Source organism: Vibrio sp. 10N.286.48.F5 (assembly GCF_041469785.1).
GTDB lineage: Bacteria > Pseudomonadota > Gammaproteobacteria > Enterobacterales > Vibrionaceae > Vibrio > Vibrio crassostreae_C.
The window spans coordinates 183709-196751 of sequence record NZ_JBFRLG010000007.1 but is presented as its reverse complement, the minus strand read 5'-3'; the positions used below and the strand labels follow the sequence as shown (position 1 = coordinate 196751).

Annotated in this window: 12 protein-coding genes and 3 tRNA genes; 7 read left to right on the top strand and 8 right to left on the bottom strand. The window is 44.2% G+C overall.

Going from position 1 to position 13043, the window contains the following annotated elements; translation table 11 throughout:
• Positions 1-95: 95 nt before the first annotated feature.
• From AB4185_RS07810 to lolB, 8 genes are all read right to left on the bottom strand, one after another.
• Positions 96-170, bottom strand: a tRNA-Gln gene (locus tag AB4185_RS07810).
• A 29-nt stretch (positions 171-199) separates the two neighbouring features.
• Positions 200-284: transfer RNA gene (locus tag AB4185_RS07805), tRNA-Leu, on the bottom strand.
• A gap of 65 nt (positions 285-349) precedes the next feature.
• Positions 350-426, bottom strand: a tRNA-Met gene (locus AB4185_RS07800).
• A gap of 280 nt (positions 427-706) precedes the next feature.
• Positions 707-1798 carry a redox-regulated ATPase YchF gene (ychF, locus tag AB4185_RS07795; RefSeq protein ID WP_010439159.1) on the bottom strand — a complete coding sequence of 364 codons (1092 nt, stop codon included), beginning with the start codon at positions 1796-1798 and terminating at the stop codon, positions 707-709.
• Positions 1799-1808: 10 nt separating this feature from the next.
• Complete coding sequence (gene pth, locus AB4185_RS07790) at positions 1809-2399, bottom strand: aminoacyl-tRNA hydrolase (protein ID WP_004739815.1); 591 nt, start codon at positions 2397-2399, stop codon at positions 1809-1811.
• A 223-nt stretch (positions 2400-2622) separates the two neighbouring features.
• Positions 2623-3567 (bottom strand): ribose-phosphate pyrophosphokinase, encoded by a 945-nt coding sequence (locus AB4185_RS07785; protein ID WP_004739814.1) that lies wholly within the window; start codon positions 3565-3567, stop codon positions 2623-2625.
• 27 nt (positions 3568-3594) lie between these two features.
• Positions 3595-4470 carry a 4-(cytidine 5'-diphospho)-2-C-methyl-D-erythritol kinase gene (gene ispE / locus AB4185_RS07780; protein ID WP_372127678.1) on the bottom strand — a complete coding sequence of 292 codons (876 nt, stop codon included), beginning with the start codon at positions 4468-4470 and terminating at the stop codon, positions 3595-3597.
• Positions 4467-5114, bottom strand: a complete 648-nt coding sequence (gene lolB, locus AB4185_RS07775) for a lipoprotein insertase outer membrane protein LolB (protein ID WP_102333667.1) — start codon at positions 5112-5114, stop codon at positions 4467-4469. The genes ispE and lolB overlap by 4 nt, the downstream gene beginning before the upstream one ends.
• A gap of 160 nt (positions 5115-5274) precedes the next feature.
• On the opposite strand from lolB, the gene hemA reads away from it, so the two are divergent.
• The 7 genes from hemA to ushA all read left to right on the top strand — a co-directional run bounded on the left by hemA (position 5275) and on the right by ushA (position 12925).
• A complete protein-coding gene (gene hemA, locus AB4185_RS07770) occupies positions 5275-6534 on the top strand; it encodes a glutamyl-tRNA reductase (protein WP_017062312.1) in 1260 nt (419 codons plus the stop codon).
• Positions 6535-6562: 28 nt separating this feature from the next.
• A complete protein-coding gene (gene prfA / locus AB4185_RS07765) occupies positions 6563-7651 on the top strand; it encodes a peptide chain release factor 1 (RefSeq protein ID WP_017062313.1) in 1089 nt (362 codons plus the stop codon).
• Positions 7652-7656: 5 nt separating this feature from the next.
• Positions 7657-8517, top strand: coding sequence for a peptide chain release factor N(5)-glutamine methyltransferase (gene prmC / locus AB4185_RS07760; protein WP_102333666.1), 861 nt, complete (start codon positions 7657-7659; stop codon positions 8515-8517).
• Between the two features lie 194 nt (positions 8518-8711).
• Positions 8712-9095 carry a SirB2 family protein gene (locus AB4185_RS07755; protein ID WP_009848726.1) on the top strand — a complete coding sequence of 128 codons (384 nt, stop codon included), beginning with the start codon at positions 8712-8714 and terminating at the stop codon, positions 9093-9095.
• A 27-nt stretch (positions 9096-9122) separates the two neighbouring features.
• Positions 9123-9932: a SirB1 family protein gene (locus tag AB4185_RS07750; protein ID WP_017064164.1), complete on the top strand. Its 810-nt coding sequence runs from the start codon at positions 9123-9125 to the stop codon at positions 9930-9932.
• 22 nt (positions 9933-9954) lie between these two features.
• Positions 9955-10809, top strand: coding sequence for a 3-deoxy-8-phosphooctulonate synthase (gene kdsA, locus AB4185_RS07745; protein ID WP_017069619.1), 855 nt, complete (start codon positions 9955-9957; stop codon positions 10807-10809).
• A gap of 454 nt (positions 10810-11263) precedes the next feature.
• Positions 11264-12925, top strand: a complete 1662-nt coding sequence (gene ushA / locus AB4185_RS07740; protein WP_017066864.1) for a bifunctional UDP-sugar hydrolase/5'-nucleotidase UshA — start codon at positions 11264-11266, stop codon at positions 12923-12925.
• The last annotated feature ends 118 nt before the right edge of the window (positions 12926-13043 follow it).

The following is a 13043-nucleotide window of genomic DNA, read 5'->3' as shown; positions in this document are numbered from 1 at the left end:
CAACTGAGCTAAGTAGCCATCTGAGAGCGAGACAATATAATATAATCTTGCTTTCAATGCCATTATCTTTTTAAAGATAATTACACTTTAAATTGTGGCTGGGCTACCTGGATTCGAACCAGGGAATGCCGGCATCAAAAGCCGGTGCCTTACCGCTTGGCGATAGCCCAACAATGATATCAATTAAGATATCTCAATATGGTGCGGTCGGAGAGACTTGAACTCTCACACCTCTCGGCGCCAGAACCTAAATCTGGTGCGTCTACCAATTCCGCCACGACCGCGTTATTTCCTAAAAACTCTTTGTTACTAAAGACAAACTTTAATATCAAATAGAGTGCTTAGGAAATGGTGGCTACTGCGGGATTTGAACCTGCGACCCCATCATTATGAGTGATGTGCTCTAACCAACTGAGCTAAGTAGCCATTTCCATATTGTTGCTCATTTCGAAACGTTGCCGCTTCGCTGTGAACGGGGCGCATTATGCGGAGTTGAGTGAAACCCGTCAACTTTTTTTTTGAATAAATCGCGAATAAACATCTGTTCGGTTTCTTTTTAGGCAAAGAGGCGTATTTGTCGACAAAAAACAGGTCTAAAAGGCGATATATATAGGAAGTTAAGTTTCTGGTGAGGGACAATTTAGAAAGGGGAAAAACAAAAAGGCCAGTGAATTCACTGGCCTTTTTTCTAGATGTTTAATCAGAATTATACATTGAAGCGGAAGTGAACAACGTCACCATCTTTAACGATGTATTCTTTACCTTCAAGGCGCCATTTACCTGCGTCTTTCGCACCGCTCTCACCGTTAAATTCGATGAAGTGATCGAATCCAACAACTTCAGCACGGATGAAACCTTTCTCGAAGTCTGTGTGGATCTTACCCGCTGCTTGTGGCGCAGTTGCACCTACAGGGATTGTCCAAGCACGAACTTCTTTAACACCAGCTGTGAAGTAAGTCTGAAGAGTCAGTAGTTCGTAACCAGAGCGGATCACTCGGTTAAGACCTGGTTCTTCGATACCCATATCCGCAAGGAACTCTTCGCGATCTTCGTCATCAAGCTCAGAAAGCTCTGATTCGATTGCTGCACAAACAGCAACAACAACGTTGTTTTCGTTTTCTGCGTATTCACGAACAGCGTCTAGGTATGGGTTATTTTCAAAACCATCTTCTGCAACGTTTGCGATGTACATTGTTGGCTTAAGCGTTAGGAAGTTTAGGTAGCCGATTGCTGCCGCTTCTTCTTTGCCAAGTTCAACAGTACGTGCCATACCACCTTCAGTTAGAACTGGAAGTAGCTTTTCTAGTACAGTGATTTCGAATTTAGCGTCTTTGTCGCCGCCTTTCGCTTTCTTCGCGTTACGTTGAATTGCACGCTCACAGCTGTCTAAGTCAGCCAGTGCAAGTTCTAGGTTGATCACTTCGATATCTTCAATTGGAGATACTTTGCCAGCAACGTGAACAATGTTTTCATTTTCAAAGCAGCGTACAACGTGACCGATAGCGTCAGTTTCACGGATGTTAGCTAGGAATTTGTTACCAAGACCTTCACCTTTAGATGCGCCAGCAACTAGGCCCGCGATATCTACGAATTCCATTGTCGTTGGAAGGATCTTCTGTGGATTAACAATTTTTGCTAATGCATCTAAGCGTAGATCTGGAACCGGAACGATACCTGTGTTTGGTTCGATCGTACAAAATGGAAAGTTTGCTGCTTCGATGCCTGCTTTAGTCAGTGCGTTAAACAGAGTTGACTTACCAACGTTTGGTAGACCAACGATGCCACATTTAAAACCCATGATATAAACCTTATTCTGCTTTGAACGTATGTAAGCGATTTTGTGCTTTTGGTAGGCCATCTTTTAATAAGATGTCTAGGCTGCGAACCGATTCGTCAACGACGGCCTCGATACACTCTTGCTCTTTTTGAGGAGCTTTGCCTAATACATAACCTGCAACTTTATCTTTGTGTCCTGGATGGCCGATGCCTAATCTAAGACGATAGAATTCTTTATTGTTACCCTGCTTGCTGATGATGTCTTTCAGACCATTATGTCCGCCATGACCACCACCTTTTTTAAACTTTCCAATACCAGGAGGCAGATCTAACTCATCGTGAGCGACCATGATCTCTTCTGGTTTAATTTGGTAGAACTTTGCTAAGGCTGCAACTGCTTTGCCTGACAAGTTCATAAAAGTCGTTGGGATCAGCAAACGAAGATCTTCACCGTGAACCATGATACGACCCGTCAGGCCAAAGAACTTTGGTTCGTTCTTTAGTGTCACGTTATGTACACGCGCTAATTCTTCAACTACCCAAGCGCCCGCGTTGTGGCGAGTTTTGGCGTATTCTGGACCTGGATTAGCCAGTCCAACGAGAAGTTTTATTTGTTGGCTCAAGGTATGGATCTCTCTTGGGATTTCAAAAAGCGCCGTATGATATCACAGTTTATGAAAAAGGTGCGAGCTAGCTGATAGCTGCGCGATTATTCCTGTTTGTGATAACTAGCAGTGCAATATTACTCAGACATAAAAAAAGCACTTCATTGACTGAAGTGCTTAATATCTTTCTCTCGCGTGTTTCTAAAACCAAGCTTTTGTAAAAAAAGCTATTGGGCTTTGATTAGTTGAACATCGCTGAGATTGATTCTTCGTTGCTGATACGACGAATCGCTTCAGCAAGCATGCGAGAAAGGCTAAGTGTTGTCACTTTACCCGTCGCAGCCATCTCTGGAGATAGAGAGATAGAATCCGTTACGATAACTTGGTCTAGAACAGAGTTCTTGATGTTGTTCGCAGCAGTACCAGAGAAAACAGCGTGAGTTGCGTAAGCGAATACACGCTTAGCACCGCGCTCTTTAAGCGCTTCAGCTGCTTTACATAGTGTGCCACCCGTATCGATCATGTCATCAACGATAACACAGTCACGACCTTCAACATCACCGATTAGGTTCATTACTTCAGAAACGTTAGCACGTGGACGACGCTTATCAACGATAGCGATGTCAACATCACCTAGCGCTTTAGCCGTTGCACGAGCACGTACAACACCACCAAGGTCTGGAGAAACCACTACTGGGTTTTCTAGGCCACGGTTAGCCATGTCTTCTAGAAGAACTGGAGTGCCGAAGATGTTATCAACAGGTACATCGAAGAAGCCTTGGATTTGCTCTGCGTGTAGGTCGATAGTAAGAACGCGGTCAACGCCAACGTTAGAAAGGAAGTCTGCAACAACTTTTGCAGTAATTGGCACACGAGCAGAGCGTACACGACGATCTTGACGGGCATAACCGAAGTAAGGGATTACAGCAGTAATACGGCCAGCAGAAGCACGGCGCATTGCGTCAATCATTACCACCAATTCCATAAGGTTGTCATTGGTTGGTGCACAAGTTGATTGAATCAGGAATACATCGCTACCACGAACGTTTTCATTGATTTGAACAGCGACTTCGCCATCAGAAAAACGGTCTACAGTAGCATCGCCAAGAGAGATGTATAGACGATCAGCAATACGTTGGGCTAGTTCAGGTGTTGCGTTACCAGCAAATAGCTTCATATCAGGCACGGTGGAAACCTCGGGTTGCGTCCAGTTTTAAATAGATTGTGGGTGGGCTGATTGGTATTCAGCCAGAGTTTCTTTTAAAGGAGAAATGTTTCTTCCTTTCGCTACGAAAGCGGAAACTGTGTCAGGCAGTTGTTCTCGCACCAATTCGGCTTCTTTTTTGCTGTTAAATTCAGCAAAAACGCACGAACCTGTACCAGTCAATCTCGACGGCGCGTATTGTAGCAGCCATGAAAGTTGCTTATCAACCTCTGGGTACAGCATTCGCACAATTTTTTCGCAATCGTTTACGTATTCTTGCTCTAGAAGCGTTGCTAGCGCTCGCTTTGGCGTATTTCGAGTTAATTCTGAATGTTTGAATATGTCTGCAGTTGCTATGCTCACTTGAGGTTTGGCGACTAGATACCATTTTTCATCCGGATTAGCTGGTGACAATTGTTCTCCAACCCCTTCAGCAAAGGCGGCGTGGCCTCGAACGAAGACAGGAACGTCAGCACCAAGCTTCAAACCGATCTCGGCGAGTTGATCGTCTGACAGGTTGAGTTGCCATAAATAATTCAGAGCGACCAACACGGTTGCGGCATTTGAAGAGCCTCCGCCAATACCGCCACCCATAGGCAGTACTTTCTTGAGTTCAATATCGGCACCGAAACAGGTTGAGGTATATTGCTGTAGCGCAGTAGCGGCTTTCCAGATCAGGTTGTCTTCAAGTGCTACCCCAGGGATTTCTGGTGTGATTGTTATCGAGCTAGTTTCTGAGTTTGCGGTAACCGTTAGTTCATCACCAAAATCGACAAACTGAAATAAAGTTTGAAGTTCGTGATAGCCATTGTCACGTCGACCTATGATGTAAAGAAATAGATTCAGTTTAGCCGGAGAAGGCCAATGCGTTGGCGTTGTTATCATTTTTTCAGTGTCCACTTCGAAACTACAATGTTGATTTTGTTATTGTCTTGCTTGAATGACAATCGAGTAGGGAGTGGGATTATCTCTACCTTAGTGTTGTCTTCACCCGATAGTTGCTTATTCGGCATCTCTGTATTGCGATAGTTAGCAAAACTCAGTGTCCATAATTGGTTGCTGACTTGTTTGGTGAGAGACTCAAGCGTGTTGGTCGTGTTCAATTGGTAGCTATCGGCTTGGTCTGGAATGCCAAGGAACCATTGTGGCAGGTGATCAATAGGGATCTGTAAACCTGTCAGCTGCTCAACCAAGACTGAAGCGCTCGCATGAGTAAATACTTGATCGCCATAGGTCACGACTTTTGCACCCGATGGATCTATGGTTAGGTTCAGTGCAGTTTGACCGAGAAAAGTAGTGAGCCTTAATTGACTTTGATTTGGTGAATGTTTCCAAATGAAATTTAGGCTTTGACGTTGCTCTGGGGAAATGTAAGCGAGCTTGCCTGAGGCTTGATAGTTGTCTATCTGTAAAAGCCGATCTTGATGACTTTGCCATTCAACGCTGGTTGGTTGTTCTGGGATAGACGAGCAACCCACCATAGTTATGGCCATAAAAATAAGAGACGCGATTTTGAGAAGCTTGCTCATGTTTGCTCACAACTTGTTCAAATTTATCTAAAAAACGCTTCAACTATAGCATTGAATTCACGAACTCAGGAAAACAAATCCCGCTTGCTCTTTAAATAGAGCCATGCATCAAGTAAAATTCGCCCCTTGTTTCCATTCCCTGATCGAGAACTTCTGATACATGTCTTTGCTTGCCGTAGGTATCAATCACAATACAGCGTCGGTTGAATTGCGAGAAAAAGTCGCTTTTGGTCCAGATAAATTATCTGAGGCACTCAAGCAACTTAACGCAAATGCACACGTGAATGGAAGTGTCATACTTTCTACCTGTAATCGAACTGAAGTGTATTGCGACGTTAAAGGCGTGGCTAAAAACAAACTCATCGATTGGTTGTCGGTTTTCCATCAAGTTAGCCCAGAAGAGCTAAAGCCAAGCCTTTATATCCATGAAGAGCAGGCGGCGATTAAACACTTAATGCGCGTTGCTTGTGGTTTGGACTCTTTAGTCTTGGGTGAACCGCAGATCTTAGGTCAGGTGAAGCAAGCGTATACGGACTCGCGAGAGAACAAATCCGTTGATGCTTCAATGGAAAAACTATTCCAGAAATCATTTTCTGTTGCGAAGCGTGTTCGAACTGAAACTGAAATCGGCGGAAGCGCGGTTTCTGTAGCTTACGCAGCCTGTACCTTAGCCAAGCATATTTTTGAATCCATCGCAGATTCAACCGTGTTACTGGTTGGTGCGGGTGAAACCATTGAGCTGGTGGCTAAGCACCTTTCGGCGAATGGCTGTACAAAAATGATTGTGGCGAACCGAACTCGAGAACGTGCTCTAGGGCTAGCAGAAGAATTTGGTGCTGAAGTGATCAGCTTGAATGAGATCCCTGATCATCTTCATCGAGCGGACATCGTAATTAGCTCAACCGCAAGTCCATTGCCTATTATCGGTAAGGGTATGGTTGAGACTGCTCTAAAAACAAGAAAGCATCAGCCGATGTTATTGGTTGATATTGCCGTTCCACGTGATGTGGAATCGCAGGTTGGTGATCTAAATGATGCCTACCTTTATTCGGTTGATGATTTGCAGTCGATTGTTGATGGCAATATCGAACAACGTAAAGTTGAAGCGATTCAAGCTGAAGCGATCGTCAGTGAAGAAAGTGCCGCGTTCATGAGTTGGATGCGCTCTTTACAAGCGGTAGACAGTATTCGAGATTACCGTAAATCGGCTAACGAAATCCGCGAAGAATTATTAAGTAAAAGTTTACAATCGCTTGCCGCTGGCGGTGACCCTGAAAAAGTTTTACTCGAGCTCAGCAATAAGCTCACAAACAAATTGATCCATGCTCCAACGCGCGCACTTCAAAGTGCAGCTGAGCAAGGAGAACCTGCAAAATTAATGGTCATTAGACAGAGTTTGGGCTTAGAAAACCCTCAATAATATTAGACCTCCAACAAGATAAGACATTATGAAAGCCTCGATTCTAGTAAAGCTTGAAACACTTGTTGAACGCTATGAAGAAGTTCAACATCTACTTGGTGATCCAGATGTAATCGGGAATCAAGACAAATTCCGTGCACTTTCGAAAGAATACTCTCAACTTGAAGAAGTGACAGCTTGCTTCCAGTCATACCAGCAAGCGAAAGAAGATCTAGAAGCTGCTGAAGAGATGGCAAACGAAGACGACGCAGAAATGCGTGAAATGGCTCAAGATGAAATCAAAGATGCGAAAGCAGCAATTGAGCGTCTGACTGATGAGCTACAGATTCTTCTTATTCCAAAAGATCCAAACGATGAGCGTAACTGTTTCCTAGAAATCCGCGCAGGTGCGGGTGGTGATGAAGCAGGTATCTTCGCGGGCAACCTGTTCCGTATGTACTCTAAGTTTGCTGAGAAGAAAGGTTGGCGTGTTGAAATCATGAGCAGCAATGCTTCTGAGCAAGGCGGCTACAAAGAGATGATCGCTAAGGTTAGTGGCGACGCTGTTTACGGCACCATGAAGTTTGAGTCAGGCGGTCACCGTGTACAACGTGTACCTGAAACCGAATCTCAAGGCCGTGTTCACACGTCAGCATGTACGGTTGCGGTTATGCCTGAGATCCCAGAAGCGGATCTTCCAGAAATCAAAGCGGGCGACCTTAAAATTGATACTTTCCGTGCATCAGGCGCGGGTGGTCAGCACGTTAACACCACGGATTCAGCAATCCGTATTACTCACTTACCAACGGGTACAGTAGTAGAGTGTCAGGACGAGCGTTCTCAGCATAAAAACAAAGCGAAAGCGATGGCTGTTCTTGCTGCTCGTATTGTTCAAGCAGAAGAAGAGCGCCGCGCGGCAGCGGTTTCTGATACACGTCGTAACCTACTAGGTTCGGGTGACCGTAGTGACCGTATTCGTACGTACAACTACCCACAAGGCCGTGTTTCGGATCACCGTATCAACCTTACAATTTACCGTCTTAACGAAGTACTTGAAGGTGACATGCAAAGCTTGCTTGATCCTGTACTTCAAGAGCACCAAGCCGATCAGCTTGCTGCACTTGCAGAGAACAACTAACCAGTATGCAGTCAGCATATACGGTTGAAAGTGCTTTAAAAGCAGCAATCGTAAAGCTTCAAGAGGGTGATAACACATCACCCTCTATTGATGCCGCGGTACTGCTTTGTCACGCCTTAGATAAACCAAGATCTTACCTACTGACTTGGCCTGAGAAGCATCTCACCTCAGAGCAAGAGTCTGAATTCAATGCCCTTCTAAAACGTCGCTTAACCGGTGAGCCTGTGGCTTACATAATTGGTGAGCGTGAGTTTTGGTCACTGCCGTTAAAAGTTTCCCCTTCTACATTAATCCCACGCCCAGATACCGAGCGTTTGGTTGAGGTAGCTTTGGATAAAACGTACGGCAAGCAAGGCGCGATTCTCGATTTAGGGACTGGTACAGGTGCTATCGCGTTAGCATTGGCGTCTGAGATGCCGAATCGACAGGTAACGGGTATTGATCTTCGCCCTGAAGCACAGCAGCTTGCTACAGAGAATGCACAACGTCTCAACATCACCAATGCGACTTTTTTGCATGGTAGTTGGTTTGAGCCTTTGAGCTCTGAAGGCGTTGTGAAATTCTCTCTGATTGTTTCTAACCCGCCATACATTGAGAAGAATGATCCTCATTTGTCTCAAGGCGATGTGCGTTTTGAGCCGATCACAGCACTGGTTGCTGAAGAGAAAGGGCTTGCAGATATTCGATACATTTCTGAAAACGCACGTGGCTTTTTGGAAAATGAAGGTTGGTTAGCATTTGAACACGGCTATGACCAAGGTTTGGCAGTTCGTGAGATTATGCAGGCGCTCGGTTATCTCGATGTTGTCACAGAGAAAGATTACGGTGGTAATGACCGAGTGACATTGGGTCGTTACTGTTCATAGTTAGTGATTGTTAATCGTCTTGTGAGCAATGGATGATGAACTTGCTAAATTGATACCTTTAACTCGACAATACATTTAACCCGATAATGCATTTAACGCAGAAATACAGAGATTTTATGCAGAACTACAGAGCATTAACGGGTATTGTGAGGCTCGTGTTAACGAAAGCACATATAAAAATATAAAGGAATACCATGTACGAAGGTCTAAAACATTTTCACCTATTAACGATTGCTATAAGTGCGCTACTTCTCTCGATTCGTTTCGCTCTTATGATGGCTAACTCACCTAAGCTTAAGCATCCTTTCTTGCAGCGTTTCCCTCATATCAATGACTCGTTGCTATTGCTATCGGGTATTGGTTTGATTTTCATCACTGGCTTTATTCCATTTACACCAGCAGCACCATGGTTAACCGAAAAACTAACTTGTGTTATGGCTTACATCGCATTAGGTTTCTTTGCGCTTAAGCTAGGTAAAAACAAGCTACTGAGAGTATTCTCTTTCTTTGGTGCGCTTGGCTGGTTAGCGATGGCAGGCAAAATCGCAATGACCAAGACACCAACATTTTTCGGTTAATTATCTCCTTATTTCGGTTAACTATCTATGTACGAATTTTTTGATGAAGACTTTGACCAGCTAGAATTAGCTGAAGGTGCATTGATCTTAAATAAAGCGATTAACCCAGAAACTCAAGACAGTTGGGCAGAGCAAGAGCTGGCGAGATTGTTAAAAGACGCCGAGTTTGCTTTGGTTAATGAAACCGATGAACAGCAGAAGTTTGAATCTTTTATTCGACTATTCTTTTATGAATGGGGTTTTGCTGGCGATAAAGATGCGTATTTCTCTTCGGAAAACGCGTTCATCGATAAAGTGCTTGAGAGAAAGAAAGGCATTCCAGTGAGTCTGGGGGCGATCTTTCTTTTTCTAGGTCGCAAGCTAGGCTTTCCTGTAGAGGGCGTCTCTTTCCCGACTCAATTCTTACTTAAAGTAAGTTGGTACGGGCAAGCTGCAGCCTATATTAACCCTTATAACGGTGAGTATGTTGGCGAACAAACGCTGCGAGCATGGTTAATTGGACATGACGGCCCATTAGCTAAGGTGAAACCTGAGCACCTAGAAGTCGCCGACCACCCAACAATTATTGGTAAATGGTTAGCCCTGCTCAAGAGTGCACTGCTGCGAGAAGAGCGTTATACGCTTGCATTGAAGTGTACTGACCTTGCTTTGACGTTTGTACCTGATGACCCATATGAAATCCGTGACCGCGGTTTTATCTATCAGCAGCTAGACTGTCACCAAGTAGCCGCAACCGATTATCAATATTTTATCGACCAATGCCCAGATGACCCTGCATCTGAGTTACTGAAATCTCAAGTGAACGTCATGAACGAAAAGACAGTGGTCGTTCACTAATTAATAATTACTTAGAGAGAATATGATGGAACAAAAAACAGTTCACATTGGCGATATGCCAATTGCAAACGACAAGCCATTTACGCTATTTGCAGGCATGAACGTTCTTGAATCTCGCGATCTTGCTATGCAGATCTGTGAGCACTATGTAAAAGTAACCGAAAAGCTAGGCATCCCTTACGTATTTAAGGCGTCTTTTGATAAAGCGAACCGCAGCTCAGTTCATTCATACCGTGGTCCAGGAATGGAAGAAGGTCTTAAAATCTTCCAAGAGCTGAAAGATACTTTCGGCGTGAAGATCATTACTGATATCCACACAGAAGCTCAAGCTCAGCCTGTTGCGGATGTGGTTGATGTAATCCAACTACCTGCATTCCTAGCTCGTCAAACTGATCTTGTTGAAGCAATGGCTAAGACTGGCGCGGTAATCAACGTGAAGAAGCCTCAGTTCATGAGCCCGAATCAAGTTGGCAACATCGTTGATAAGTTCGCTGAGTGCGGTAATGACAACATCATCCTTTGTGAGCGTGGCGCTTGCATGGGTTACGATAACCTTGTTGTGGATATGCTTGGCTTTGGCGTAATGAAGAAGTCTTCAAACGGTAGCCCAATCATCTTCGACGTGACGCACTCTCTACAAATGCGTGACCCATCAGGTGCTGCATCTGGCGGTCGTCGTGAGCAAACGGTTGAACTTGCTAAAGCGGGTCTTGCTACGGGTATTGCGGGTCTGTTCATTGAAGCTCACCCAAACCCAGACCAAGCTCGTTGTGATGGCCCATCTGCGCTACCTCTAGACAAACTAGAGCCGTTCTTGAAGCAGATGAAAGCACTTGATGACCTTATCAAAGGCTTTGAGCATATTGATATTAAATAATTGAGATGGATGTGAAGTAACGGAAACGTTATTTAACAAAGTTGATCTAAGAAAGCCCAGTTCTCTGAATTGGGCTTTTTTTAATCTCGTAAAAGCAGCCGAACATAAACCGTTCATTTAAAGAGTTGTTAACGTGGCGGGTTATTACCTAAGAAACTCTTATATGAGTGTGAGGTCAGTCCTGTTTGCAGTAAATTACTGATATTCATCACACTTTGTAAGTAAACGATTGCTTGTGATGCAGGGGAAGTTTGAGTGTAATCTCATAATTTTGTTACACTTAACTGTTGACCTATGCGTGACCAATTCGATATAAATATGAAATCGTCGTGTTACATCTAGAATGTTAATTTAAGATTAGTCATGTTGAAGTCTTATTGTTCGAACTCCAGGAAAGGGGTCGCAATAGATTATAAAAAGCAGTGGATTCCCTAAAAAGTTCAAAGGTATGACAATGAAGCAACGCCTTATTCTAAAGACAGCACTAAGTGCTGCAATTCTAGCTACTCTAGCTGGGTGTGCGTCTCAATCAGCTCATGATTGGAACCAAGACGAAACTTACAAGCTAACGATTCTTCACACAAACGATAACCATGGTCGTTTCTGGCAGAATAAATATGGCGAATACGGCATGTCTGCACGTAAAACGCTAGTTGACCAACTTCGTTCAGAAGTTGAAGCAGAAGGCGGTAGCGTGTTGCTTCTATCTGGCGGTGACATCAACACGGGTGTTCCAGAGTCAGACCTTCAGGACGCAGAACCTGATTTTAAAGGTATGAACAAAATTGGTTACGATGCCATGGCATTGGGTAACCACGAGTTTGATAACTCTTTAGACGTATTACAAAAGCAGATCGACTGGGCTAACTTCCCAATGCTATCTGCAAACATCTACGATAAAGCGACAGGTGAACGTAAGTTCCAAGCTTACGAGATGTTCGAAAAGCAAGGCATCAAGATTGCGGTTATTGGTTTAACAACTGAAGATACCCAAAAGATTGGTAACCCTGAATTTATCGCAGGCATCGACTTCCGTGATCCTAAAGAAGAAGCGAAGAAGCTAATCGCTGAACTTAAAGAAACAGAAAAACCGGATCTAATCTTTGCTGTGACTCATATGGGTCACTACGAAAATGGCCAACGTGGTGTCAATGCTCCGGGTGATGTCGCACTTGCTCGTTACCTAAACGAAGGCGATCTAGACATGATCGTTGGTGGTCACTCTCAAGAGCCTGTATGTATGGAAGGCCCTAACGTTGCGAAGAAAAACTTCAAGCCGGGTGATGAGTGTAAGCCTGACGTACAGAACGGTACTTACATCGTTCAAGCTCACGAGTGGGGCAAGTACGTAGGTCGTGCTGATTACGAATTCCGTAATGGCGAGCTAGAGATGGTGAGCTACGACCTGATTCCAGTTAACCTTAAGAAGAAAGTTAAGATCGACGGTAAGAAGCAACGTGTTCTTATTCAAGATGAAATCGCACAAGACCCAGAGCTACTTGAATTCCTACGTCCTTTCCAAGAGCAAGGTCAGGCACAGCTAGAAGTTCAAATCGCTGAGACAAATGGCAAGCTTGAAGGCGATCGTAACGTCGTTCGTTTCCAACAGACCAACCTAGGTCGTTTGATTGCGACTTCTCACATGGAGCGTGCAAAAGCAGACTTCGCTGTGATGAACTCTGGTGGCGTTCGTGACTCAATTGAAGCCGGTAATGTTACTTACAAAGATGTACTGAAGGTACAGCCTTTTGCAAACATCCTGACTTACACAGACATGACGGGTAAAGAAGTTCTGGATTACCTAAATGTAGTAGCGACTAAACCAATCGATTCTGGTGCTTACGCTCAGTTTGCTGGAATCTCTATGACAGTAGCGAACGGTGAAGTATCGAATGTATTCATCGGTGGCAAACAGCTTCGTCTAGACGAAACTTACCGTTTCACAGTACCAAGCTTTAACGCTGCTGGTGGTGACGGTTACCCTAAACTGTCTGATCACCCAGGTTACGTAAATACTGGTTTTGTTGATGCTGAAGTACTGAAAGAGTACCTAGAAGCAAACAGCCCGGTTGACGTGAACAAGTACGCGCCTTCAGGCCAAATAGTTTACAAGTAATTGAATCCAAGCAATTGTATCAATAGGTGCTAAATTAGATTGACTCTAGCACCATGATAAATTTAACTAAAGCGACGCCTCGGCGTCGCTTTTTGTTTATCTATCGTTTGGATTTGTT

What these genes read in the sequence shown, in the direction of transcription:
- ychF (WP_010439159.1), bottom strand. Translation starts at nt 1,798, where the DNA reads ATGGGTTTTAAATGTGGCATCGTTGGTCTACCAAACGTTGGTAAGTCA.
- prmC (WP_102333666.1), top strand. Translation starts at nt 7,657, where the DNA reads ATGCAGTCAGCATATACGGTTGAAAGTGCTTTAAAAGCAGCAATCGTA.
- lolB (WP_102333667.1), bottom strand. Translation starts at nt 5,114, where the DNA reads ATGAGCAAGCTTCTCAAAATCGCGTCTCTTATTTTTATGGCCATAACT.
- kdsA (WP_017069619.1), top strand. Translation starts at nt 9,955, where the DNA reads ATGATGGAACAAAAAACAGTTCACATTGGCGATATGCCAATTGCAAAC.
- ispE (WP_372127678.1), bottom strand. Translation starts at nt 4,470, where the DNA reads ATGATAACAACGCCAACGCATTGGCCTTCTCCGGCTAAACTGAATCTA.
- hemA (WP_017062312.1), top strand. Translation starts at nt 5,275, where the DNA reads ATGTCTTTGCTTGCCGTAGGTATCAATCACAATACAGCGTCGGTTGAA.
- AB4185_RS07755 (WP_009848726.1), top strand. Translation starts at nt 8,712, where the DNA reads ATGTACGAAGGTCTAAAACATTTTCACCTATTAACGATTGCTATAAGT.
- ushA (WP_017066864.1), top strand. Translation starts at nt 11,264, where the DNA reads ATGAAGCAACGCCTTATTCTAAAGACAGCACTAAGTGCTGCAATTCTA.
- prfA (WP_017062313.1), top strand. Translation starts at nt 6,563, where the DNA reads ATGAAAGCCTCGATTCTAGTAAAGCTTGAAACACTTGTTGAACGCTAT.
- AB4185_RS07750 (WP_017064164.1), top strand. Translation starts at nt 9,123, where the DNA reads ATGTACGAATTTTTTGATGAAGACTTTGACCAGCTAGAATTAGCTGAA.